General features: G+C 56.0%; 20 protein-coding genes and 1 pseudogene. 20 read left to right on the top strand and 1 reads right to left on the bottom strand.

Annotation, left to right across the window (positions count from 1 at the left end):
* Positions 1 to 3: 3 nt before the first annotated feature.
* From LDN04_RS08260 to LDN04_RS08315, 12 genes are all read left to right on the top strand, one after another.
* Positions 4 to 1,986 (top strand): tetratricopeptide repeat protein, encoded by a 1,983-nt coding sequence (locus tag LDN04_RS08260; RefSeq protein WP_223908782.1) that lies wholly within the window; start codon positions 4 to 6, stop codon positions 1,984 to 1,986.
* A gap of 84 nt (positions 1,987 to 2,070) precedes the next feature.
* Positions 2,071 to 3,348, top strand: a complete 1,278-nt coding sequence (purD, locus tag LDN04_RS08265; RefSeq protein WP_223908784.1) for a phosphoribosylamine--glycine ligase — start codon at positions 2,071 to 2,073, stop codon at positions 3,346 to 3,348.
* 227 nt (positions 3,349 to 3,575) lie between these two features.
* Positions 3,576 to 4,076, top strand: a complete 501-nt coding sequence (purE, locus tag LDN04_RS08270; RefSeq protein WP_223908786.1) for a 5-(carboxyamino)imidazole ribonucleotide mutase — start codon at positions 3,576 to 3,578, stop codon at positions 4,074 to 4,076.
* A 187-nt stretch (positions 4,077 to 4,263) separates the two neighbouring features.
* A complete protein-coding gene (locus LDN04_RS08275; RefSeq protein WP_223908787.1) occupies positions 4,264 to 4,536 on the top strand; it encodes a cytochrome c7 in 273 nt (90 codons plus the stop codon).
* A gap of 173 nt (positions 4,537 to 4,709) precedes the next feature.
* The gene (locus tag LDN04_RS08280) at positions 4,710 to 6,071 is read left to right on the top strand and encodes a cytochrome c biogenesis protein ResB (protein WP_223908788.1); all 1,362 of its coding nucleotides are present in this window, start codon (positions 4,710 to 4,712) and stop codon (positions 6,069 to 6,071) included.
* A 19-nt stretch (positions 6,072 to 6,090) separates the two neighbouring features.
* Entirely contained in the window at positions 6,091 to 6,942 is an 852-nt protein-coding gene (gene ccsB, locus LDN04_RS08285) for a c-type cytochrome biogenesis protein CcsB (RefSeq protein ID WP_223908789.1), read from the top strand.
* A 36-nt stretch (positions 6,943 to 6,978) separates the two neighbouring features.
* Positions 6,979 to 7,980, top strand: a complete 1,002-nt coding sequence (locus LDN04_RS08290; protein ID WP_223908790.1) for a cytochrome c3 family protein — start codon at positions 6,979 to 6,981, stop codon at positions 7,978 to 7,980.
* Between the two features lie 75 nt (positions 7,981 to 8,055).
* Positions 8,056 to 9,042, top strand: a complete 987-nt coding sequence (locus tag LDN04_RS08295; RefSeq protein ID WP_223908792.1) for a cytochrome c3 family protein — start codon at positions 8,056 to 8,058, stop codon at positions 9,040 to 9,042.
* A gap of 51 nt (positions 9,043 to 9,093) precedes the next feature.
* A complete protein-coding gene (locus LDN04_RS08300; protein ID WP_223908793.1) occupies positions 9,094 to 10,185 on the top strand; it encodes a 6-bladed beta-propeller in 1,092 nt (363 codons plus the stop codon).
* Between the two features lie 418 nt (positions 10,186 to 10,603).
* A complete protein-coding gene (locus tag LDN04_RS08305) occupies positions 10,604 to 11,305 on the top strand; it encodes a cytochrome c3 family protein (RefSeq protein WP_223908795.1) in 702 nt (233 codons plus the stop codon).
* 328 nt (positions 11,306 to 11,633) lie between these two features.
* On the top strand, positions 11,634 to 13,880 hold the full coding sequence (locus LDN04_RS08310) for a hypothetical protein (protein ID WP_223908797.1): 2,247 nt from the start codon (positions 11,634 to 11,636) through the stop codon (positions 13,878 to 13,880).
* Positions 13,881 to 13,987: 107 nt separating this feature from the next.
* Positions 13,988 to 14,950 carry a glycosyltransferase family 2 protein gene (locus tag LDN04_RS08315; protein ID WP_223908799.1) on the top strand — a complete coding sequence of 321 codons (963 nt, stop codon included), beginning with the start codon at positions 13,988 to 13,990 and terminating at the stop codon, positions 14,948 to 14,950.
* Between the two features lie 179 nt (positions 14,951 to 15,129).
* Here LDN04_RS08315 and LDN04_RS16980 read toward each other — a convergent pair whose 3' ends face one another.
* The gene (locus LDN04_RS16980) at positions 15,130 to 15,216 is read right to left on the bottom strand and encodes a hypothetical protein (RefSeq protein ID WP_374045166.1); all 87 of its coding nucleotides are present in this window, start codon (positions 15,214 to 15,216) and stop codon (positions 15,130 to 15,132) included.
* 1,325 nt (positions 15,217 to 16,541) lie between these two features.
* On the opposite strand from LDN04_RS16980, the gene LDN04_RS08325 reads away from it, so the two are divergent.
* The 8 genes and pseudogenes from LDN04_RS08325 to LDN04_RS08360 all read left to right on the top strand — a co-directional run bounded on the left by LDN04_RS08325 (position 16,542) and on the right by LDN04_RS08360 (position 24,032).
* Positions 16,542 to 17,519: a glycosyltransferase family 2 protein gene (locus LDN04_RS08325; protein ID WP_223908804.1), complete on the top strand. Its 978-nt coding sequence runs from the start codon at positions 16,542 to 16,544 to the stop codon at positions 17,517 to 17,519.
* Between the two features lie 222 nt (positions 17,520 to 17,741).
* Positions 17,742 to 18,110: a four helix bundle protein gene (locus LDN04_RS08330; RefSeq protein WP_223908806.1), complete on the top strand. Its 369-nt coding sequence runs from the start codon at positions 17,742 to 17,744 to the stop codon at positions 18,108 to 18,110.
* Between the two features lie 118 nt (positions 18,111 to 18,228).
* Positions 18,229 to 19,389 (top strand): glycosyltransferase, encoded by a 1,161-nt coding sequence (locus LDN04_RS08335; protein ID WP_223908807.1) that lies wholly within the window; start codon positions 18,229 to 18,231, stop codon positions 19,387 to 19,389.
* A gap of 89 nt (positions 19,390 to 19,478) precedes the next feature.
* Positions 19,479 to 19,859: an endonuclease domain-containing protein gene (locus LDN04_RS08340; protein WP_223908809.1), complete on the top strand. Its 381-nt coding sequence runs from the start codon at positions 19,479 to 19,481 to the stop codon at positions 19,857 to 19,859.
* A gap of 214 nt (positions 19,860 to 20,073) precedes the next feature.
* Positions 20,074 to 20,703: a winged helix-turn-helix transcriptional regulator gene (locus LDN04_RS08345; RefSeq protein ID WP_223908811.1), complete on the top strand. Its 630-nt coding sequence runs from the start codon at positions 20,074 to 20,076 to the stop codon at positions 20,701 to 20,703.
* A pseudogene (locus LDN04_RS08350) lies at positions 20,704 to 20,844 on the top strand (UDP-N-acetylglucosamine 2-epimerase (non-hydrolyzing)); the annotation flags it as partial. It lies immediately after the preceding gene.
* 1,428 nt (positions 20,845 to 22,272) lie between these two features.
* A complete protein-coding gene (locus LDN04_RS08355) occupies positions 22,273 to 23,067 on the top strand; it encodes an FkbM family methyltransferase (protein WP_223908813.1) in 795 nt (264 codons plus the stop codon).
* Positions 23,064 to 24,032 carry a class I SAM-dependent methyltransferase gene (locus LDN04_RS08360; RefSeq protein ID WP_223908816.1) on the top strand — a complete coding sequence of 323 codons (969 nt, stop codon included), beginning with the start codon at positions 23,064 to 23,066 and terminating at the stop codon, positions 24,030 to 24,032. Before LDN04_RS08355 ends, LDN04_RS08360 begins: the two co-directional genes overlap by 4 nt.
* Positions 24,033 to 24,035: the final 3 nt, after the last annotated feature.

Genomic DNA, 24,035 nt, shown 5'->3' on the forward strand with positions numbered 1-24,035 from the left:
ACGATGCGCGGTACTGCTGAAGGGGCACCCGGCCTGAAAACCCGTTTACGTGACCATTTGCCGCCGGTCCTTCTCCTGGTGGCGGTTACATTTGCCATCTATGGCCGGATTCTGGGGCACGAATTCCTCATCAACTGGGACGACAACCTCTACGTAACGGAAAACGAGACGGTGCGGGGTTTCTCCTGGCCCCATCTACGGGACGCTTTCAGCCATTTCTACGTCGGCAATTATGCGCCGGTGCAGATGCTTTCCTACATGCTGGATTATACCCTCTGGGGACTGCGGCCGGCAGGCTTTCTGCTGACCAACATCGTCTGCCACCTGACCAGCGGGGTCGTCTTTTATTTGTTACTGTTGCGGTTGCACGGCAGCAAGCTGGTGGCCATACTGGCTGCCTTCGTTTTCCTCTGCCATCCGGTCCAGGTGGAGTCGGTTGCCTGGGTCTCCCAGCGGAAGAACCTGCTGGCGATGGTCTTTTTTCTGGTATCCCTGTATGGGTATGCGGTCTACCGGGAACGGGAGCCGGCGGGTGGGCGGCCTGCCTATGGATGGTCGCTCGGAGCCTTTGTCCTGGCGCTGTTGGCCAAGTCGATCGCCGTCATCCTGCCGCCCCTCCTGGTGATCTACGATCGGTGCTGTTTCAAGAGCGGCCAGCAACGGGGCTGGTTCGACAAGATCCCCTACTTGGTGGCAGCGGTTGCCGTGGCGGTGCTCGCGCTCGTCAGCCAGGATCCGGCCTTGCGGTCCGGTGGAGGACGTGCCGGCTACCCCGGCGGTACTCCTTTGGCAACACTCTTTACCATGCTGCCGGTACTGGGGCACTACCTGCTGTTGCTGGTCTGGCCCGCCGATCTGAGTGCCATCTACAATCCGCAGATACGCACCAGTGTGGATATGACGGTCTTTCTGGCGGTTGGATTTCTGGTGATTCTGGCGACCGGAGGAATCTATCTCTACCGTCGTCACCGGCGAGCTTTTTTCTGGTATGCCCTGTTTTTTCTCGGGCTGGTGCCCGTTTCCCAGGTCGTGCCGCTCGTAACGCTCATGAATGACCGCTACCTCTATTTCCCCCTCCTCGGAGCAGGAGCTCTGGTGGGACTGGGAGTTGCCGGGCTGTCGACACGTGTGGGGGAGGTGGGGCGAAAGGCTCTCCTGGTCGGCTGCTGCCTTGTTCTTGTCAGTATGTCGTTCCTCTCCTGGCAGCGGGCCGGGGTCTGGCGGAATTCCCTCACCCTCTGGGAAGACTCGGCGGCCAAAACCCCCGAAAAGCCCGGCTCCTGGAACGGGCTGGCGCAGGCCCTGCTCCGTAACGGCAAGTCTAATGAGGCAATGGCAGTTTTCCGCCGGGCACTGGCTATCGATCCGAACAATGCCGAGGCGTGGAGTGGCGTCGGCGAAATCCTGCAGCGTGCCGGCCGGCTTGATGAGGCCCTGGCGGCCTACGAGAGGGGAATAGCTGCCGACTCCGACGATCCGACCATCCTCAACAATCTCGGCATTCTCCTGATGGACCGGGGAGACCTGTCGCGGTCCCGGGAGTATCTGGAACGGCTGGTCAGGAGTTACCCGAACAACGCCCCGGGCCATTATAACCTGGGGAACAACTACCACCTTGCCGACATGCCCGAAAAGGCTGCCCAAGAGTATATGACGGCCCTGCAACTGCAGCCGAGGTATGGAAAGGCGTTGGCTGCCCTGCTCAACCTCAGCCTGAAACAGCACCAGTTCGCAGAAGCCCGACGTTATTACGGTGAACTGGCGAGGGTGGGGGAGGTCGACGCCGATGCGGAATACGATATGGCTTGCGTCGAGGCGTTGGCTGAACAACTGGCGGCAGCCCTCGCTCACCTGGAGGCGGCCCTGCAACAGGGGTATCGGGACTGGGCCAACCTGTCGACTGATCCTGACCTGGCGCGTCTGAGAAGCCTCCCCGAGTACCGGAAGTTGGTTGCTCGTTACCTGGGAACACCCGATGGGACGTAGGTTGTCCTCGATGCCGACACACCCGGTTATTGCCGGACGAATAGCCGGGCATAGCGTAAAAGTAAAGAAAGGTAGGGAGATGATATGAAAATTCTGGTAATCGGCGGCGGCGGGCGGGAGCATGCCCTAGTCTGGAAAATAGCCCAATCCCCCCTGGTGGAGAAAGTCTACTGCGCGCCAGGGAACCCCGGTATCGGCCAGCTGGCGGAAAATGTCGCCATCGGGGTGGACGACCTACCGCAGCTTCTGGCCTTCGCCCGCAAGGAAAATATCGACCTGACGGTCGTCGGTCCGGAACTCCCCCTCTCCCTCGGGATCGTGGACCTGTTCGAGGAGTACGGTCTGAAGATATTCGGCGCCCGGCGCAATGCGGCGCTGATCGAGGCGAGCAAGGCCTTTTCCAAGGACCTGATGAAAAAATACCATGTCCCCACCGCCGCCTATGAAGTATTCACCGAGGTTGAGCCTGCGATCGCCTTCATTGACAGGCTCGGCGTCCCCATCGTCATCAAGGCCGACGGACTGGCTGCGGGCAAGGGTGTTATCATCGCCCAGACCAGGGACGAAGCGGTCGAGGCGGTCACCGACATGCTGTCGGGGAATGCCTTCGGCGAGGCCGGTTCCCGCGTGGTGGTCGAGGAGTTCCTGAAGGGTGAAGAAGCGTCGTTCCTTGCCTTCACCGACGGGAAGAACATCATCCCCCTGGCGAGCGCCCAGGACCACAAGGCGGTCTTCGACGGGGATACCGGCCCCAACACTGGTGGCATGGGTGCCTATTCGCCGGCGCCGGTAGTGACACCGGCCATTCACGAGAAGGCAATGGCTGAAGTCATGCGCCGCACCGTGGACGGTATGGCGGCAGAGGGGCGCCCCTATCGCGGGGTCCTCTACGCCGGCCTGATGATCGACGGTGACCAGGTGAAGACCCTGGAATTCAACGCCCGGTTCGGCGACCCGGAATGCCAGCCGCTCCTGATGCGGATGAAATCGGATATCGTGCCGATCCTTCTGGCAGTTGCGGAGGGGGACATCAGCCGGGTTGCGATCGAATGGCACGACCAGGCAGCGGTATGTGTTGTGATGGCGAGTGGCGGGTATCCGGGGGAGTATCGCAAAGGGGATGCCATCCTGGGGTTGGACGCGGCGGCGAATATCCCGGATGTGGTGGTGTTCCACGCCGGCACGGCGCTCAGGGGAGAAGAAACGGTTACCAGCGGCGGTCGGGTCCTCGGTGTCACTGCATTGGGGGGAACGGTGCGGGAAGCGATCGATCGCGCCTATCAAGGTGTCGCCGCCATCAGCTGGGACGGGGTGCACTATCGCAGGGATATCGGGAGTAAGGCGTTAGGCCGGGACTCGTAAAGCCGGGACTCGGGAACCGTAAACTCGACGGGACTCGTGATCCGGGACTCGGTACTCGTAAAAACTTAAACCGGGACCTGGGATCCGGGGCTCATAACAACAACATCTGAATAAGTGACCATTTAACGGTAACGGATTACGCTTCCCGAACCCCGGAATATCGGTGTTGGTTTTACGAGTCCCGAGTCCCGGATCACGAGTCCCGGCCTTATAAAAGGAGTGTATAAATGGAAAATCCACAGGTACTCATCGTCATGGGGAGCGATTCCGATCTGCCGATCATGGAAGAAGGGGCAAAGGTCCTGGCAGAATTCGGCGTTTCCTACGAGATGCGGATATCGTCGGCCCACCGCTGTCCCCGCAAGACAGCGGCACTTGCAGCAGGTGCGGCCGGGCGGGGGATCAGGGTCATAATTGCCGGCGCCGGTATGGCGGCACATCTGGCAGGCGTCATCGCGGCGGAAACCACCCTGCCCATAATCGGTGTCCCCATCGGCGGTGGATCGCTCAACGGGGTGGATGCCCTCTATGCCATGGTGCAGATGCCGGCGGGGATACCGGTGGCGACCATGGCCATCGGCAAGGCGGGGGCGAAGAACGCCGCCCTGTTTGCCATTCAGATGCTGGCGCTTCACGATGCCGGCCTGGCCGCCGCTCTCGTCAGTCATCGGGAAAAGATGGCGCTGGAAGTGGAAGCGAAGGACCAGGCCCTGCAAGCCTCCCGATAGTCGTCGGCGAAATTGAAGTCGCCTCTCTCTTTCCCGGATACCGGAATAGACAGGTGCCGGAGAGCATGGTTAACCCGTGCTAACATGCACTGGGAGGGGCGTCACGGGGATATTTTTGCTTGACAACGGTAGTGTTGTGTATTAGTTTTGCCGCGATTTACATTACAGACGAAGGAGGTGAAATTCGATGAAAAAGATTTTTGCTGCGATGGCGCTTACGCTCATCTGTGCAGTGGCCGCCATGGCTGCCGACACCATCAATCTGCCGGCCAAGAACGGCAACGTGACCTTCAACCACAAGAAGCACCAGGAGACGCTGAAGGATTGCAAGGTGTGCCACGAAAAAGGCCCCGGTAAAATCGAGGGTTTTGGCAAGGACGCCGCTCACAAGCTCTGCAAAGGCTGCCACGAGGAGAAGAAGGCCGGCCCGACCAAGTGTGGTGAGTGCCACAAGAAGTAACCGTTCCAGGCTCTCAGAAACAACGGAAAAGGGGTAACAGGGTTCTTGTTATCCCTTTTTCTTAGCCATAAATAAAATTAGTAAAATTAAATTATCCTTTTTGCGCCGTTTTGCATATAATCGCACGTTGATGTAGCACAGCATCACATCTATTATCTGTTCAGGAGAACACCTTGACTACCAAAGACCGCGGTTTTCTGCAAGCCCTCTGGGATTTTTTCTGCGCCCTCAAACTCTCGATTTCGCTCCTCATCCTGCTGGCGGTGACCTCGATTATCGGGACGGTCATCCCCCAGGTCCCCAACATCCCCGAGGAGTATATCCACTCCTTGAGCCAGACCAAGCTGCAGCTGTACGACAAGCTCGGCTTCTTCGACATGTACCATTCCTGGTGGTTCATCCTGCTCCTCTACCTGCTGACGGTCAACCTGATCGCCTGTTCCATCAAGCGTCTGCCGCGGGTCTGGAAGATCGTCTCCGAGCCGACTCTGGTGATGGACGAAGCCTTCGAGAAATCCCTTTCCCTGACCCATGATGTCAAGATGAAGGGGGAGAGCGCCACCCTCAGGGAGAAGATGGTTTCCTTCCTCACGAGCGAGTTTGCGAAACCGGTCGTAACGGAAATTGACGGAACCTGCCACCTCTTCGCCCAGAAAACCCCGTACAGCCGGCTGGGGGTGTACGTGGTCCACTTCAGCATCATCATCATTTTCATTGGCGCCATCATCGGTTCCTACTTCGGCTACAAGGGGTTCGTCACCATCGTGGAGGGGCAGAGCGTGGACAGCTTGACGAGCCGCTCGGGAAAGACCATCCCCCTCGGGTTTGCCCTCAAGTGCGAGAAATTCTCGGTTTCCTTCTATGACACCGGTGCTCCCAAGGAGTTCAAGAGCATCCTGACCGTGCTGGAGAATGGCCAGCCGGTTCCCGGTTATATCAACATTCCGACTATCGTCAACAGTCCCCTCACCTACAAGGGGATTACCTTCTACCAGTCCAGTTACGGCTCCGCCAGCGAGGGAGGTACCTTCTACTTCACCGTCCGCAGCCGTAAGGGGGGAGCACCGGTCAAGCTGACGGCCCGCCAGGGGGACAAGGTCCCGCTTCCCGGCGGTGGCACCATGCAGGTACTGGAGTCGACGGACGAGGTGCGCAATTTCATCCCGCAGTTTTCCGGGCCGGCGGCCCGCATCGAGGTGGCTACCGGCAGCGGGGCACCCCAGGCTTTCATCGTCATGCGCAACTATCCGGAACTGGATGAACAGCGGGGCGGGGACACGATCTTCTCCTACGATGGCTCGGACCAGAAGTTCTACACCGGTCTCCAGGTGGCCAAGGACCCCGGCGTCTGGGTCGTCTGGCTGGGCTGTGCCCTCATGGTAATCGGCATCTGCATGGCGTTTTTCATGTCCCACAAGCGGGTCTGGATACGGATCGCCAATGGTCATGTGGTAATGGGGGGGAGCGCCAGCAAAAATCCGGCCGGCTTCCAGCTCCAGTTCGATGCCCTCGTGGATAAACTCACTAAACTGTAACCCTTCGGAGGATACACCGATGTCCAGTTCGCTGTTGTTCAATGTCACCACCTTCGCCTATCTGGCGTCCACCGTTGCCTTCTTTGCCTTCCTGGCCAGCAGGAACAAAAATCTCGGTCTTGCCGGCAGCGGCATCGCCTTCTTCGGATTCATCGTCCAGACGGTCGCCATCGGCCTTCGCTGGCAGGAGTCCTACGCCATGGGGCATGGCCATGCGCCTCTTTCCAACCTCTACGAATCGGTGGTCTTCTTCTCCTGGACCATCATTCTGATCTTCGGGTTTCTCGACCTGAAATACAAGTACCGGGTGGTGGGTGCCTTTGTCGTCCCCTTTGCCCTCCTTGGCATGGCGTGGGCGCAGCTCGGCATGAACAGCGGGATCGAGCCTCTCGTGCCGGCCCTCCAGAGCAACTGGCTGCTCTACCATGTCATCACCTGCTTCCTCGGCTATGCGGCGTTCGCGGTCGCCTGCGGCATCTCCATCATGTACCTGATCAAGGAGAAGCAGGAGACGACCGACGGAAACTCCCAGGCAGGGGGTGTCATCGCCATGTTCCCTTCCATCAAAATACTGGACGACCTGAACTACAAGGCGATCATGATCGGCTTCCCGCTACTGACCCTCGGCATCATAACCGGCGCCGCCTGGGCCAATTACGCCTGGGGCACCTACTGGAGCTGGGACCCGAAGGAAACGTGGTCGCTTATCGTCTGGTTCATCTACGCAGCCTTCCTCCATGCCCGCATTACCCGCGGGTGGGTCGGGAGACGAGCGGCGATCCTGTCCATTGTCGGCTTTGCCGCCACCATCTTCTGTTATCTCGGCGTCAACCTGTTCCTTTCGGGGCTGCACAGTTACGGCGGACGGTAGCAGAAGCTTACACTACGGCTGTTCGGGAGAGTGAGAATGAGTGCATGGAAGCGGCTGTCTGTTCCTGCCCTGCTCGGCGCGATGCTGGCGTTTGTCGCTCCGTCGGGGGAAAGTGAGGCGGCCTCCGAGCTCAGATGTCTCGGCTGTCACCCCGCCATCGTGCGCGACAGCGTGGTGCACAAGCCGGTCGGCGATGGGGAGTGCGTTTCATGCCACCAGATGGTGCAAGGGAAGATGCATCCTTCCGAGAAAGGGTCGGTGACCCTTCAGGAAAAGGGGGAAAAGCTCTGCTACATGTGTCATGATAATCTTGCCGCCAAGAAGTTCGTCCATGGGCCGGTGGCGAGTGGCGAATGCCAGGCGTGCCACGAAGTGCACAAGTCCCCCAACCGCAAACTGCTGAAGGGAACCGGCGCCGATTTCTGCTTCATGTGCCACGAGAACAAATTCCAGTTCAAATACGGCCATGCACCTGTCGTGCAGGGTGACTGTCTTGCCTGCCATGATCCCCACCAGTCCGATAACAAGATGATGGTCAGAAAGCCCGGTTCCAAACTCTGCTTCGACTGCCACGATAGCGCTATCGCCAAGGGGAAGTCGGTGCACGGGCCAGTGGCGACCGGCGACTGTCTCGGCTGCCACCTGGTGCATGGCTCGCCGTACCGGCATATGCTCAAGCGCGACAATCCCGACCTGTATTACATGCCCTACAACCCCGCCCACTACTCGTTCTGCTTCGATTGCCACAACCGGGATCTGGCCAAGGACAAGCGGACCGATACCCTCACCGGATTCCGGAACGGGGACCGCAACCTCCACGAGCTGCACGTCAACAAGCCCGACAAGGGGCGTACCTGCAAGACCTGCCATGAGCCACACAACGCAGCCCAAGGGCGCCTCCTCAAGAAAAACATCCCCGGGTTCGGGAAATGGGATATCCCCATGTTTTTCACCGGCACCTCCACGGGGGGGACCTGTGTCGTCGGTTGTCACAAACCCAAATCCTATGACCGGGTCAGGCCCGTCATCAATCCGTAGCGGTCGTTGTTCGCCGGCAGGGATATTCCCTGCCGGCTTTTAGCACTCATTTTCTGGTGTATCCACGGAGGCAAGATGTTCCGCAAGCTCGTTCCGACCATTGTCATCCTGCTGACTTCAGGGGTGGTTGCAGCCCACGCCGCCATTACCTTCGTCTATCCTGCTCCCAAAAGCTGGGTGAAGCGGGCGGACTATCTCGTCCTGAAGCTGAATAACCCCGCCATCACCGGCGTCCGGGTCACCGTGAACGGCGAGGCGAGCGGGCTCCTGCCGATCGGCACGCCGGAATACCGGAAGGCGTTTCAGGATTTTCTCATTCTCCAGGCGGTCTGGGACAAGGGGAAGAATGACGTTGCCGTAGAAGCGTTCAGCGGCGACAAGCGGATTGAAACCGCGATGAACGATGTATGGTACAACCCGGGAGGGACGGGTCCCGTCGCCCCCGAGTACAGTCCCAATCGACTCCACGTGCCGGAAAACGAAAAGCTCTGCGCCCCCTGTCACCCCATGAATCCGACCCCTGCTCAACTTGCCAGCAGTCCGGAGAAGGGGAATCCCTGTTTCGGCTGCCACAAGAAGATGATGAGTTACACCTTCGTGCACGGTCCGGCAGGAACCTATTCCTGTGCCTACTGCCACGTGGGTGACGGAAAGTCCAAGTACGCCGTTGTCAAGCGCGACGCGGTGTTGTGCAACGAATGCCACGCCGACAAGGGAGATGAATTCACCAAGCGCAAGTACCTCCATGGCCCCATCGCAGCGGGACTGTGCGAGGTCTGCCACGATTCCCACGGCTCGCCGTATCCCGCCCAGCTCCTCATGCCGATCAACGAGCTCTGCCTTTCCTGCCACGAGGATGTGGGGAAGGGGTACCATGTGGTCCGCACCACGGCTGGCGCCGGTCACCCGCTGAAGTGGAAGATCGATCCGTCCAGGCCGTCATCTGGCAGGGAGATGTCGTGCATTTCCTGCCATAATCCCCACAGCGGCGACGTCCGGTATTTCTTCACGAACAATGCGGAGGACCGCTTGCTCCTCTGCCAGATGTGCCACAATAAATAAGAATTTTGTCGATTACAGCGGAATTAACCCAGCACAAAGAAGAGGTACGGTATGAAAAACGCAACAAGAGCACTGGTTAAACTCGCCGGTCTGGTCTTCGGTCTCGGCCTCTTAGCAGGATGCGCGGCCGAGCAGCAGGAGGTCAGGCACTATTACTGGCCACAGCTCCCCGATCGTCCGCGCATCGAGTGGAAGAAGGCATACAGCAGCCAGCTCGATTTCCCCAAGTCGGGATTCAGGCAGTTCATCTCCGCCATAGCGGGCGAGGAGGAGCCGATTCCCTTCAGCAAGCCGCTCGATATCAAGTCGAACGGCGAAGGAAAGGTGTATGTCACCGACCCGGCCATCGCCCTTGTCTTTGTGTATGACATGGTCAACAACAATGTCCACATGCTCGGAGGTGAGGAGGCGGTGGGGCAGTTCCGCTCTCCCGTCGGACTGGCCGTGGATGACGAAATGAACGTCTACGTCAGCGATACGGAACAGGGGATAATTCAGGTTTTCGACCGGAACGAGAAACCGCTGCGCACCATTACCACCAAGGACCGTCTGGAACGGGCCACCGGCATGGCTTTCGACAAGGTGCGCAAACGGCTGCTCGTTGTCGACACCCGGGGGCACAAGATCGTGGCATTCGCCCCCGACGGCACCTACCTCACCTCCTTCGGAGCGGGGGGGGATGCGGACGGCTATTTCAATTATCCGGTTGCGGTTGCGGTCAACAGCAAGGGGGAGATCGTCGTGGCCGATTCCATGAACGCCCGGATCCAGATATTCGACGGGGACGGGAAGTTTCTCCGCAAATTCGGTCGCCGGGGTGATGGCCCCTCCGACTTCCAGATCATGAAGGGGGTCGCGGTCGATTCGGACGATAACATCTACGTGAGTGAGGGGAAGGGGCACAAGATGCTCATCTTCAACAGCAACGGCGACTTCCTGCTCCTCGTCGGCGGGCTTTACTCCTCGCTCAATACGGGCAAATACGCTCCGGGTGGATTCATGCTCCCCCAGAGTATCGACATCGACAAGAACGACACCATCTACATCGTCGACCAGTTGAACAAGCGGTTTCAGGTCTTCCAGTACATCTCCGACCGCTACCTGCAGGCCAACCCCATTCCCGGGTACGTCCCGCCGAAGTAGCATGGTGGCAGCAGTGCCCCTTTTTGTCCGCCATTTCCCGGCATATGGCGGACTATGACCGGACATTTCAACGGATGAGAGGGTGGAATGAGTGGCATGGAAGTGCAGTTATTTAACCGATAGGGTGGGGTATTGACGGTTGCATCTATCGGTTAGGGTCAGTCGAGCAGGAGCAGTTTCGAGATATTTCAGAGTGTTAATTGTTATTGGTAAAGCTGGCTTCATATTTGCACAAACTCCTTTCGTATTCCGTGTTACATGGTGAGATTCAAGCTGGCATGCGATTTGCTAAGTTAGTCGTCATGGTATGCAGTAAGTGCGGGATAGCTATCCCCTGGGCTTGCAAAGAAACCATTAATGCTCGGAGCAATTACAAAGGTCTTTTTAAGACCGACACCAACAGAAAGGAGTAACACCGATGAAAAAAGTATTAGCCCTCGTGGCGGTCGTCAGTCTCATGGCCGCTGCAACCGTAGCAAGCGCAGCAACCATCAAGAACTCGAAGCATGACCTGAGCAGCGGCAGCACCGCCACCTTCAAGAGTTCTGGCGTGGGTACCTCCACCAATCAGATCTGCGTGTTCTGCCACACCCCGCATAACGCGATCCAGAACGGCTACCCCCTCTGGAACCGTTCCGCCGCGAGCGGCTCCTTCCTCCTCTACTCCTCGGGGAACATGAAGAACCAGTACGGCGCCCTAAAGGCGAGCCAGGGCTTCACCACCAACAGCGTCTCTCTCTACTGCATGAGCTGCCACGATGGCGGCCTCGTTGCCGGCCGGATCCACAACCTGCCGCTCGACAACGGCAAAGTGATTCCGACCATGACCCCTGCCGCTGATCAGATCACCTCCACGGCCAACCTGGGCACCAACCTGCAGAACGACCATCCGGTCAACTTCAACATCGTCAACTTCGGCGGCGCCATCGGCACCTCCCAGAACGGCGGCAAGGCCATCGGCGGGCTTACCACGACCAACCTCCCGCTCTTCAACTCCGGCCGTGGTACTTCCAGCCTCGAGTGCGCCAGCTGCCATGCGGTGCATGATCCGGGCTACGTGCCGTTCCTCCGCACCACCAACGCCGGCAGCTACCTCTGTCTGACCTGCCACAACAAGTAATGCGAATGTATACCTGCTGATGGTATCGAGGGGGATGGGAAACCATCCCCCTTTTTTTGTGCAAAGGGTGCGTGGCACCAGGCGCCGCGTCATTTCACCTGCAATATCGTGTCATATCGCGGGCTTTCGGAGAGAGGTGCACCCGCCCCGCCCGGGTGGTCAAAAATGCCTTGTGAATCAGCAGGTTATGGTGTATTGGAATGTGGCAATTAATTGACGCGGAAGGTATGGTATTTGCACACAAAAGGGGTCGAACAAGATTTACCAAATCACCGTACAAGTCGGCGAAGATATTGCGAATGTTTCACGACAGGTTAATGGCTCCCTGATGCGGATAAGGCACGACATATACTTACGGCTTCTGACTACACTGCTCTGTGCGATCTTCCTGCAGTTGTCGCCCCTTTCCGCCCATGCCAAGCTCTCCGGAGAAGCTGAGTTGGGGTACGTGAAGTACGATTCGAAAACCAACGGCGTTACCGAAAACGACGCCCGTTCCTTCCAGCAGCGCTACTCCCTCCTCTATTCCACGTCGAACCTCCTCGCCGGCGGCCGCGTGGGTGGGTACAATATCTCCCTCGGCTACGAATGGGCGGCGTTCAACACCAAGATGAAAACCCCGAATCCCGCCACCGACGTCTCCCTCTCAGCGAACCGCGGCCACGTCCTCTACGAAGGGGAGATTTTCATCGACCCGAAAGAACTGCCGTTCCAGTTCAAGGCGTTCAGCCGCGACCTGAACCGAATCCAGTTCAACCGGGACACGGTGATGGTTGGCAACCGTGCCGTTTTCGCCGACGATCTCGTCACCCCCAACCTCACCACCGACATCATCGACGGCACCCGCATCGAAAGCGGCGCCACCCTGCTCCTGGGGGTGCGTAACGGCCTGACCAACGGCTATAACGAGATTTTCCGGTATTTCCCCATGCTGCTGGTGGATTACCGGGACGAGATCAATCACGATCCCAAAAGCCTGTCCCCCGTCGATACCCGTCTGAGCCGTCTGGCGTTCGTGAGCCTCAACAAGAAGGACAACTGGTTCCATTACCGCACCAGCAAGTTCAGCGACTACCTCAATCCCTTCAACGACTGGACCGAGAAGGCATTCCAGATAGGGACCGTCGACCAGAACATGGGGCGCCGCTGGATCAGCTTCACCAACTGGATTAACCTCTCCGCCGACGGGACCTTCACCAAGAGGGACGCGAAAAACACCGTCAATTCTGTGGAAAGCTACGACCTCAATCTGTTTGGCATAGCCAAGCGCCAGAACTGGGAAGCACGTACCTACAGCACGTTCCGGCGGAGCATCGAGGACCAGAACCTGATCCATGAAGCGAACCTGCCGCTGTATGCCAATGGCGACCTGAGCCCGGAGACCGACTGGCGGTTCAGGTTCTACGACCACGAGAAAAAGCAGGCGAACGTCACTAATCCCCTGGAGAGAGACTCCGACCTGCTCGCTTCGCTACAGGTCAATACCTTCAAGCGTTCGTCCTTCACCCTGACCCCCACCCTGTCCGTGGAACGCTACGATTCCATCACGGGGAATACCCTTGCCGTCGAAGGTTCCGTCGAGACCACCAGTACCCGGCGGTTTTCCTCCGTATACGGGCTCTATGGCCGGTATTCCGGGAAGTACTTCGATTCCAACCAGAGCGGGCGGACCACGGGCACCTATACGAACCAGGAAATCGAGGGGCGCGCAAGCTATAGGCCATCAAACATCTTCTTCTTCGAAGCCGGCCAGCTCTTCCAGGTCGGTTCCGGCACCAACCCCGGCAATTCCGGCGGTTCCGCCGTGGTGGTCAACAGCGGATTCGGCGACAGCACGACGAGCAAGTTCTGGCGCACCAACGGCACGACCATCAACGATTACGTCCGCTCCGTCACCACCCTGAAGGGGAGCTGGTCCCCCGCAGCGCGTCTGCAGGTTTCCCTCTCGCTGACAGAGGATGTCCTGACCGCCTCAGGCCAGCCCGTGGATTACATCACCAGGGTGACCAACACGATTTCCTACGGTATTTCCGCTTTTTCCATGAGAGTCAGCAGCAGCTATTCCCGGGAAAATACCGGAAGCGCCAGCAACGACTGGCTGGAAAGCAGCGGCCTCGTCACCTACCAGCCGAACCGGTTCATTGATGCGTCGCTCAATTACCATTATACGCGGGAAAAAAGGTCCGACCAGACAACCACCTTTGTCAACCTGGTCCAGAAATTCAACTATTACCTCTACCGGACCAACGGTGTCAGCCGGCGACTCCTGGAGTTGAACGAGGAAATCAACTACAACGAAAACAGCACCGACTTCGGTAGCGCTGCCGTTACCAGCAAGAGTATTTTGCTGGGTGCCAGATACTATCCGCTGCGAAATTTCTTCCTGGCGGGTAATGCGCGGTATACGCTGACCGACCCGGGAGGGTTCAAGGCGTTTGTCTACTCTGCCTCAACGGGCATTACGTACAGCATGCTCCAGGTCAGCCTCGATTATACCTATGGCAACCAGGACGGGAACCTCAACTTCAAGCGGGTGGAAAAGCGGTTTTCCGCTAACCTGAAGAAATTTTTCTAGCTATAATCACAGGAGAACGGCCGTTTGAAACGGCTGACAACCACCATTACACACACCGGGTCTGCCCGGTTTTTCTTTTTGTACGGAGCGGAAAGTTGACTACCGAGATGACCAACAAGGTTTCCATCATCATACCGGTAAAGCCCGGCGGGACGGTAACTGCACTTGAGGGGCTGTCCCGGCTTGATTTTCCTCCCGACCTGCTGGAGATCATCGTCGCCGAAGGAGCGCAGCCGAGCGTACAACGGAACCGGGCCGCCCGGGAGGCGCGCGGCGACATCCTCTATTTTCTCGATGACGATTCCCTCACCGTTCCCGATTTTCTCCACCGAACGGTACGCCATTATGCCAACTCTGCGGTGGCGGCGGTGGGGGGACCATCCCTGACTCCTGCCAGCGATTCGCTCTTGCAGCGGAGCATCGGGATTGCGCTTGCTGCCCCGATGGGTGGGGGCGGGATGCGGAACCGGTATCGCAGGACCGGCATGGCACGAGCCACCGGCGACCATGAACTGATCCTCTGCAACCTTAGCTTCCGTCGCGACCTGTTTCTCGAATTGGGAGGGCTGGACGAACGGCTCTATCCCAATGAGGAAAACGAGCTCATGGACCGGGTGCGGAGGGGGGGGAGCGTTCTCATTCATGATCCCGACCTGGCGGTCTACCGGAGTCAGCGGCCGACATTCCGGGCTTTCATGCGGCAGTTCCTCAATTATGGCCGGGGGCGTGCAGAGCAGACGCTCATCAGCCGGAGTTTCCACCCGGTCACGTTCCTTCCGGCACTCATGCTTCTCTATCTGGCAACTGCTCCGTTCGTAACCAAGCCGGTTTACTATCTGCCGCTTTTGTGCTATGCAGGTGCTGTGGCGCTGGCCGCCTTCCAGGGGGCGTTACGGGCCCGGGAGGCAAAAGTGTTTCCCCTGCTCATGGCCATCTTCCCGACCATTCACCTTGCCTACGGGGCGGGGCTCTGGCGAGGATTCATCGGCTGGCCGTTCAAAAAAACCAGGGCAGGAGAACCGGTCGTTACCTTGCGGTGGGTTAAGGAATTCCCAACAGATCGCAGTTGAAATGGAGCAGTGTAAGGTTTGGTTTCTTTGCGGCTCTGCGACTCTGCGTTAATGGGCTTTTTTTATGGTCTAGGATTAGCAATGCAGAAATTTACAGACATACCACGGATATATCTCTTCATCGCGCTGTTCGGCGTCACCCTGCTCGTCTATGGAAACACCTTCCGCAACGACTGGACCTACGACGACCGGTATGTGGTGGTGGACAACCCCGATACCCATTCACTGGCGGAGTTTGCCCGGAACCAGTATCCCGGACGACCTATGCGCGAATTCTCCTACATGGTCGATTACAAGCTGTTCGGAACGAACCCGACAGGTTATCACGCCCAGCAGCTCTTCTGGCACGGCCTGAACGGCTGCCTTCTGCTGGCGGTTTTCCTTAACCTCGGTGTCGGGCCATTGCCCGCCTTTCTCGGTGTCCTGCTTTTCCTGCTGCACCCGCTGCAGGTCGAGTCGGTGGCGAATGTTGGACACCGAAAGGAACTGCTGGCACTCTTTTTCAGCCTCACTGCCGTTCTCTGGTATATGAAAGGGATGGCATCCGGCGGCCGAAGCCGGGTTCTGTTCGTTGTCCTGACCGCAGTGGCCTGTGTCGGGGCGCTTCTTTCCAACGAATCCACCGCGTTTCTGCCGTTGGTTTTAGTGCTCTACGAATATCTTTTCGTTCCGGCGGAGCGGCGGTTTCTGCTGCGTAGGCCGTTGCTGCTGGCGGGTTCCGTAATGGTGCTGGTCGGCACCGCCATCTACCATTACCGAGGGATGTTTTCCACCGCCCAGTTGATGGCTCCTTACACCAAGAACGGTTTCACCGACTCCCTCGACCATTTCCCCTATTACATGGGTGCGCTCAAGGTCGTTGTGCTCTATGTGGGCAAGATACTGATGCCGTTCAAGCTGGCACCCGAGTATGCGATCCGGTTCTCCAGCGATACGCTCCAGCCCGGAGCGCTGGCGGGGGCAGCACTGCTCGTGCTCCTCGTCTATTTTCTCCTGCGGAACGTCACCCGTAATCCGCTGTTGACCTTTTCCGGCGGCTGGTTTCTTCTCATGTACCTGCCGGTCGCCAATATCGTTCCCATATCGTACATGATGGCCGATCGTTACATGTACACCTGTCTGCCGGGAATGGCTCTCCTGGGAGCATGGCTGCTCGGGCGATGGCCCGCCAAAGCCATGGTCACCGGTTTCTGCTCCCTGCTCCTGATCTTTGCCCTTCTGACGGTGCGGCAGAACGGGTTCTGGCTGAATGAACACATCCTCTGGCGCCATGCGGTACAGGTAAACCCGGACTCCAGCTATGTCCAGTCGGGTGTAGCCGACAGCTACATCCTGACGGGTGATTTTGTCTCGGCGAGGGATCATCTGCGAAAGGCTCTGGAGCTTAACCGGTTCAATCTCAAGGCGTACCTTACGCTGGGGAGGGTGGAGGATATGCTGGGGAACCCGGAGGCTGCATTGAAGAACTACGAAATATTCCAGGCCTACGGGGATGCGGAGTTTCCCGTCGCCACGGTCCAGGTGAGAAACTATCTCCCCTATCTGCGGGAAAAAGTTCGGCTATTGTCTGAAAAAAAGAAATGAGGCGCGCGTGGATTTAAGTATAGTTGTTCCCATTTATAACGAGGAGGAGAATATCTTCGCCCTCCATGACAGCATCGAGAAAGCCCTTGCAGCGACTGGCCTGGAGTACGAACTGATCCTGGTGGACGACGGTTCATCCGACGGCTCGTTCTCCCTGCTCAAGGAACTGGCTGCAAGGGACGAACGGGTTAAGGTAATCCGCTTTCGCCGCAATTTCGGCCAAACCGCCGCCATGGCGGCCGGTTTCGATGCCTCCAGCGGAGCAGTGGTGGTCCCGATGGACGGCGACCTGCAGAACGACCCGACCGACATTCCGCGCCTCCTGGCGAAGATCCACGAGGGGTACGACGTGGTGTCGGGGTGGCGCAAGGATCGCCAGGATACCTTCATCAACCGGAAGCTCCCCTCTATCATCGCCAACGGGATAATCTCCCGGCTGACGGGGGTGCACCTCCATGACTATGGCTGCACACTCAAGGCGTATCGGCGCGAAGTGCTGGAAGGGATTAATCTCTATGGGGAGATGCATCGCTTCGTGCCGGCCCTCGCCTCCCAGGTGGGAGCGAAGGTGGCGGAACTGCCGGTGCGCCACCACCCCCGGCTCCATGGCACGAGCAAATACGGCATCTCCCGGACCATGCGGGTCGTTCTCGACCTGATGACCGTCAAGTTCCTCCTCAGCTACTCCACCAAGCCGATCCAGCTGTTCGGCAAGTGGGGGATCTACACGCTCATGGCCGGTTTCCTCAGTGGCGGCCTCACCATCTACATGAAGCTGTTCGAGCACATGAGCATGAACAGGAATCCGCTGCTCATCCTCACCGCTTTTCTTCTCTTCATGGGGGTGCAGTTTATCGTCCTGGGCCTGCTCGGCGAACTTAACGCCCGCACGTATTATGAGGCGCAAGGGAAGCCTATTTATGCGGTTCGGGAACGAATCAATGTGAAGTCGGGATCCGGGACTCGGGATCCGGGACTCGGGTAAAAGCCGAAGGTCGGGGATTCGGGACTCGGAACTCGGAACTCGGGACTCGGAACTCGGAACTCGGAACTCGGAACTCGGAACTCGGAACTCGGAACTCGGAACTCGGAACTCGGAACTCGGAACTCGGACCCCGGACCCCGGACCTCGGAACTCGGAACTCGGACCCCGGACCCCGGACCCCGGACCCCGGACCCCGGATCACGGCCACTATGGGTGTTAAGCATGAAAGATCATAAAGAGCTGGATGTCTGGAAGAAGGGTATCGACTTGGTTGTCGAGTCGTATCGGCATTCCGGAATGTTTCCTAAAGATGAACTGTTTGGCCTGACGAGCCAGATGCGCCGGGCAGCGGTTTCAATACCTTCCAACATCGCAGAGGGAGCAGCACGCAATACCAGCAAGGAGTTTGTCCAGTTCCTCCACGTTGCGCTTGGGTCGGCTGCTGAGTTGGAGACTCAGTTCATTATCGCCAAAAAGCTTGGTTATCTGGAAGAAATCGATGGTGTGCTCATACGCTTAGCTGCTGTTCAGCAAATGCTTAACGGCCTCATCCGCCATTACCGGAACAAGGGAACAACAGGTGTCCGTTAAACTTCCGAGATCTTCCGACCAAAGTTTTTCGGGTTCCGGATCCCGAGTCCCGGATCCCGGTGAGCAGGTACGGATCCCGAGTCCCGAGTCCCGAGTCCCGAACGTACTCCGTATCCTCATGCTCGCGCCCACTCCGTTCTTCGCCGACCGAGGATGCCATGTGCGCATCTATGAAGAGGCACGGGTACTGGTCACGCAAGGACATGAGGTCCGGATCGTTACCTATCACATCGGCCGGGATATGCCGGGAATACCCACGGACCGCATTCCGGCAATTCCCTGGTACAAAAAGCTCACCGCCGGCCCTTCCTGGCACAAACCCTATCTGGACATCCTTCTGTTCTTCAGGGCGCTGAAGACGGCACGCACCTATCGCCCTCACCTCATCCATGCCCACCTTCACGAGGGGGCGTTCATCGGCCTGTTCCTGAAAATGTTTCTCCGCATCCCTCTGCTATTCGATTGCCAGGGGAGCCTCACTGCCGAAATCATGGACCATGGATTCATTCGCAAAGGAAGCCTTCTCCATCGCCTCTTCAGCATGCTGGAGCGGTTGATCAACGGGCGGGCGGACTTTATCATTACCAGTTCAGGAGCCGCTGCCGATGATCTGCGCGGCAACTGGGGCATTCCGCCGGAAAAGGTGCTGGGCCTCATGGACGGGGTGAACACCGACGAATTCCGGCCTGTCCCCCGGGACGAGACCCGAAAGACACTCAATATTCCCCACGACCGGCCACTGACTGTCTACCTGGGGCTTCTCAACTCCTACCAGGGAACAGACCTCCTCCTGGAGGCGATCCACCTGCTCAAGATGCGGGATTGTCCACTCCATTTCCTTGTCATGGGGTTCCCCGAAGACGCCTACCGGCAAAAAGCCGTGGAGATGGGGATTGCCGACCGGATAACATTCACCGGCCGGATCGATTACGGCGAGGCGTCCCGCTGGCTCAGCGCCGGCGACCTGGCGGTATCCCCGAAAATATCCCTCGCCGAAGCCAACGGCAAACTCTTCAACTACCTGGCCTGCGGGCTTCCGACGGTGGTATTCGATACCCCTATCAACCGGGAGATCCTCGGCGATGCCGGCGTGTATGCGCGCTACGGCGATGCCACTGACCTGTCCGTTCAACTGGAGAATCTTGCGGAGGATGCTGCCCGACGCGCTGCTCTTGCCGCCGCCAGCCGTCGGAAAGCGGTGGAAGAGCATTCCTGGCAGGCGCGGGGGGGGCAGCTGGTGGAGGTGTATCAAAAGATGATACCTCTTCCCCCTCCCTGACCCTCCCCCGCTGGGGGAGGGAAATAGTGCCCTGCTTGGGACAAAGAGTTCCTCCCCCCAGCGGGGGGAGGTTAGGAGGGGGGAATATCTTGACCAACGAGAAAAAACTTTTCCTGCCGCAACCCATTCCAACTCCTCTGCTTGAAGCCGCCCGTGTTCTGCGTCGTACCATGACCGACGCAGAACAATTGCTATGGCATTGTCTGCGTCGTAAGCAACTCGGCGGTTTTCGGTTTCGCCGACAGCACCCGATCGAACGATTTGTTCTTGATTTTTATTGTTATGAAGCACGGCTAGCAGTGGAGTTGGATGGCGGACAGCATAACTATACAGATATAAAGGTCCGTGATGCTGAACGGTCTGCGTTATTGGCATACCATGGCATTCGGGTCATTCGTTTCTGGAACAACGAGGTTTTGTCAACTACTGAGGGAGTTTTGCAGAGAATTTATGATGCGTTGAATGAGTAGGGCTCCTGAATGCTATTCATCTTTCCCCCTTCCCCCTCCCTGACCCTCCCCCGCTGGGGGAGGGGAAAGTATGTGCCCTGCTGGAGCTGAGAATTGCCGGGGACTAAGAGTTCCTCCCCCAGCGGGGGGAGGTTAGGAGGGGGGAAGAGGACAAGCGTTCACAAGATGAACATTTCCCTTGCCTCTTTATGCCATTTCCGGTACTGTTCATTTCATGAACGATCACAGTGACAAGTCCGTCGATTCCTACCGTTCCTTCCTTCTCCTCTCCGAGATTGCCGGCGAGGAGCCCCTCTCCCAGCGGGAGCTTTCCCGCCGGGCCGGCATTGCGGTCGGGCTGGTAAATTCCTACCTGAAGAACCTGGTGGCCAAGGGGTACGTGCGGGTCAAGAACTTTCCCCGCAACCGCTACGCCTACCTCCTCACCCCAACGGGCATCGCCGAGAAAAGCCGGCTCGCCTACCAGCACCTTAGCTATTTCACCAATCTCTATACCGTCGCTCGGCAGGATTACCTCGATCTGTTTCAATCTCTGAAGGCGGGAGGTGTGGCAAGGGTGGTGTTCTGCGGGGTGGACGAGGTTGCGGAAATTGCGTATCTGTCCATGCAGGAGGCGGGGATCGAACTGGTTGCGGTTCTGGATGATGCTGCGGCGGGGGAGAAATTTTTCGGCTTGCCGATTATGGACGTTACACAGAGTACAGTGTCGGATACCGACATAATCGTTATTACCTCACTTAAACGTGCAGAGGAGTTTCTCGGCAAACTGCTCGATTTAAGGGGAGACCGGAACAGAATCTATTCACCTGGATGCATAGATGCCCCTCGGTCAGGGAGGGTGTAGATGTTGACTGTTATGTCGATCTTCGGTACCCGACCGGAGGCGATAAAGATGGCTCCCGTGATAAAAGAGCTGGAACGTCATCCAGAAAGCTTCAGGAGCGTTGTTTGCGTGACCGCCCAGCACCGGGAGATGCTCGACCAGGAGATAATGGAGATGTCTGACGGCAATAAAGTCGGAAGAGGAATATTGAACATGCTCGGGATGAACCGGGCGGTCATTTATGGGATGTTGACGCGGATATGGGGAGTTATTGCCGGTCCGGTTACCATGTTGTTGATCGCGGCACGTTTCACAAAGGAACAGCAAGGATTTTACTACACTTTTGGCAGTCTGCTGGGTTTGCAGGTTTTTTTTGAATTGGGCCTCCTTTTCGTTGTTGCACAATTTGCGAGCCATGAGTTCGTATATTTAAAATGGGGAGAGTCCGGGAGAATTGAGGGTGACACCGAACCGCTCAAACGCTTTGTGGAACTATTGTACAAGACTACTAAATGGTTCGGGGTGGCCTCGCTACTGATGGTAGTCGGACTTGTCCCTGCAGGACTCTACTTTTTCAATTATGGGAATGAAGGGGTTGTACATGATTTTTCATGGCGCATCCCTTGGATTCTTGCCGTTATCGGTACGGCATCGAATCTGTTAATCACCCCGTTTTTTGCCGTCATCATGGGGAGTGGCGATGTTGTATCGGTAAATCATCGAGAAATGTTAGGGGGCGTTGTCGGTTCACTGGTGTCGTGGTTTGTGATAGGAATGTACGGTGGTCTTTATGCGGTCAGTGCGGTGAGCTTTGGAATTAGCCTAATAGGATGGTCGTACCTAATCAGAACTAAGCCTGAATTGCTGAAACTGGCAATTAGCGGGATATTTCATCCCGAAAGTTTACCGAAGAGCTCACGGGGGATTTCCTGGTGGGGTGAAATCTGGCCGATGCAGTGGAGGATGGCGATTTCTTCTGGAGCTGCTTATTTTATAATGCAGCTGTTCAACCCTGTGCTCTTCCATTACCATGGTGCAGCTGTCGCTGGGCAGATGGGGATGACACTATCCGCAGCTAATGCTTTGTTAGGGATTTGCATGACTTTGCTCCTCGCTAAAAATCCTGAATTTGGAAAACTTGTGGCTGTTCGTGACTGGGTTTCTCTTGATAAACTATTTTTCAGAGTATTGATACAGGCTGCATCTCTAGCAGTAACAGGTGCTGTAATAGGAACATGTATAATCTGGTTTCTTCAATCTAATTTTAGTATTGGTCAGAGATTTATTCCTACACCTTATGCAGCACTTCTATTTGCGTCAATGTGCGTACTCGTTGTGATAAATGGGTTTGCTGTTTACCTTAGAGCACATAAACAGGAACCCCTGATGGTGGCAATTCTTATTTCTTCAATTATTCAAGGATTAGTAACGTGGTTATTGGGAATGCAATATGGAGTGCTTGGCGTTGTCATAGGGTTTTTTTCTGTAATGGTGCTCTTTATTTTGCCAGCAGTTTATTTTGTATGGAGACGCAGTCGGAAATATTGGCATACTGCTTAACTTGAATACGCATTCAAATGGAGAACAATAATGCTTAAGCATAAAATGAGGAAAGCATTGAATTTGTTGTTGGGGAAAAAACTCTTAAAGATTTACGAAACGTTTGCTGTACGAGTGAGTGACGAGTTTGAAGGACGCAAGATAGCCTATAATCCCAATACTGATATAGGTGAGGCTTTGTTTTTCAGGGGTGAATTTGAAAAAGATGAGATTGAACTGTGTAATAGATTCATTAAAAATGACAGTGTCGTTTTGGATATTGGCGCCAACATAGGGTTGCACAGCATTTCATTTTCGCGCCTTGTTCCTGAAGGTCTGGTAATTTCATTTGAGCCATCCAAGGACACATTCAGTTTGTTGCTGAATAATATTCAAGGCATCAATAATATTTTGCCTCTTAACATTGGGGTTTCAGATAAAACTCAACTTGCTGAATTTTTTGTGGCTTCAGACAATGCGTATTCCAGCTTAAAAGATACTGGAAGGAAAGAAATCCGTGGTAAAATGAACGTGCTTTGCATGAGTCTGGATGATTTGTTGCCAAAACTAGCTCTCAAACATATTGATTTTGTTAAAATAGATGTGGAAGGATTTGAGCAAAAAGTGCTTGAAGGAATGAAGTTGATAATTGATAAATACTATCCTGTTATATTCTGTGAAATTTATAAAGGTACTGATTCGAATGAAGATCCAGAAGCTACCGTGAAATATTTAATTGATAAAGGTTATAAAGCTTTTGTGTACGATGGGGTAAATCTGACCTCTTTTGTTAAGCACGACGATAGTCAGTATAATTATTTTTTTGTTCCGGATAATAGCTTATGACACTATGTTCTGTGTGCGGCAATTCAATTGAAAATTTTATTGATGGATTGTTTGATGACCGCTACGCGTATCCTGGTTACTTCACTTTGGTAAGATGTCTTGCTTGTGGCCACAAGCAATTACTTGCAGAATTCGACCATGAGGCTCTTCTGCAACTGTATACGGAATTCTACCCCCGTTCAACGTATGATCTAGCCAACTACAATCCGCATGGCGAAGTCCACGGATTGAAGCCTTGGCTGGTTGGTGAATACTGCGCTGCATTCCGATGGGTCCCCAGAAACGTTCGTGTCCTGGATATTGGATGTGGATTCGGCGAAACTCTTGGGTATCATCGGGCACGTGGATGTGATGTGTATGGCGTTGAAGCGGATGAGAACATACGACGGGTTGCCGAAAAATATCAATATAAGGTGCATGTAGGGTTGTTTGATTCAACTCTTTACGAACCAGGCTTCTTTGATTATGTGACCATGGACCATGTTATTGAACATGTTACTAATCCCCTGGAAACCATGAAGAGCATTGCTGCGATATTGAAAACCAATGGGACGGTTATTCTGAGTACTCCTAATGCAAACGGTTGGGGAGCACGATTGTTTGGCCGCCGCTGGATAAATTGGCATACTCCGTATCATCTACATTTTTTCTCCACCAGGTCGATGGCAATTGCTGCAGAAAAGGCAGGTCTGGTGTTAGAGCAGAGCAAGACCATCACGTCATCAGAATGGCTCCATTTCCAATGGTGTCATCTACTTTCTTTTCCCGACATGGGACAACCATCTTCTTTTTGGCTCCCCTCTTCAGGGACAAGATTTGAAACCACAAAAAAATACTTACTGGTTAAGCTAATCAGACGTACAAAGCTGAATCATGTGATTACCCGGTTTTTCGATTTGTGCGGATGTGGTGACAACAGATTGTTTTTTCTCCGCAAAACTGAAGTTAGTCACGATGTTTGTTAGTTA

It is taken from the genome of Geobacter sp. AOG1 (assembly GCF_019972315.1).
Classification (GTDB): Bacteria; Desulfobacterota; Desulfuromonadia; order Geobacterales; family Geobacteraceae; genus Geomobilimonas.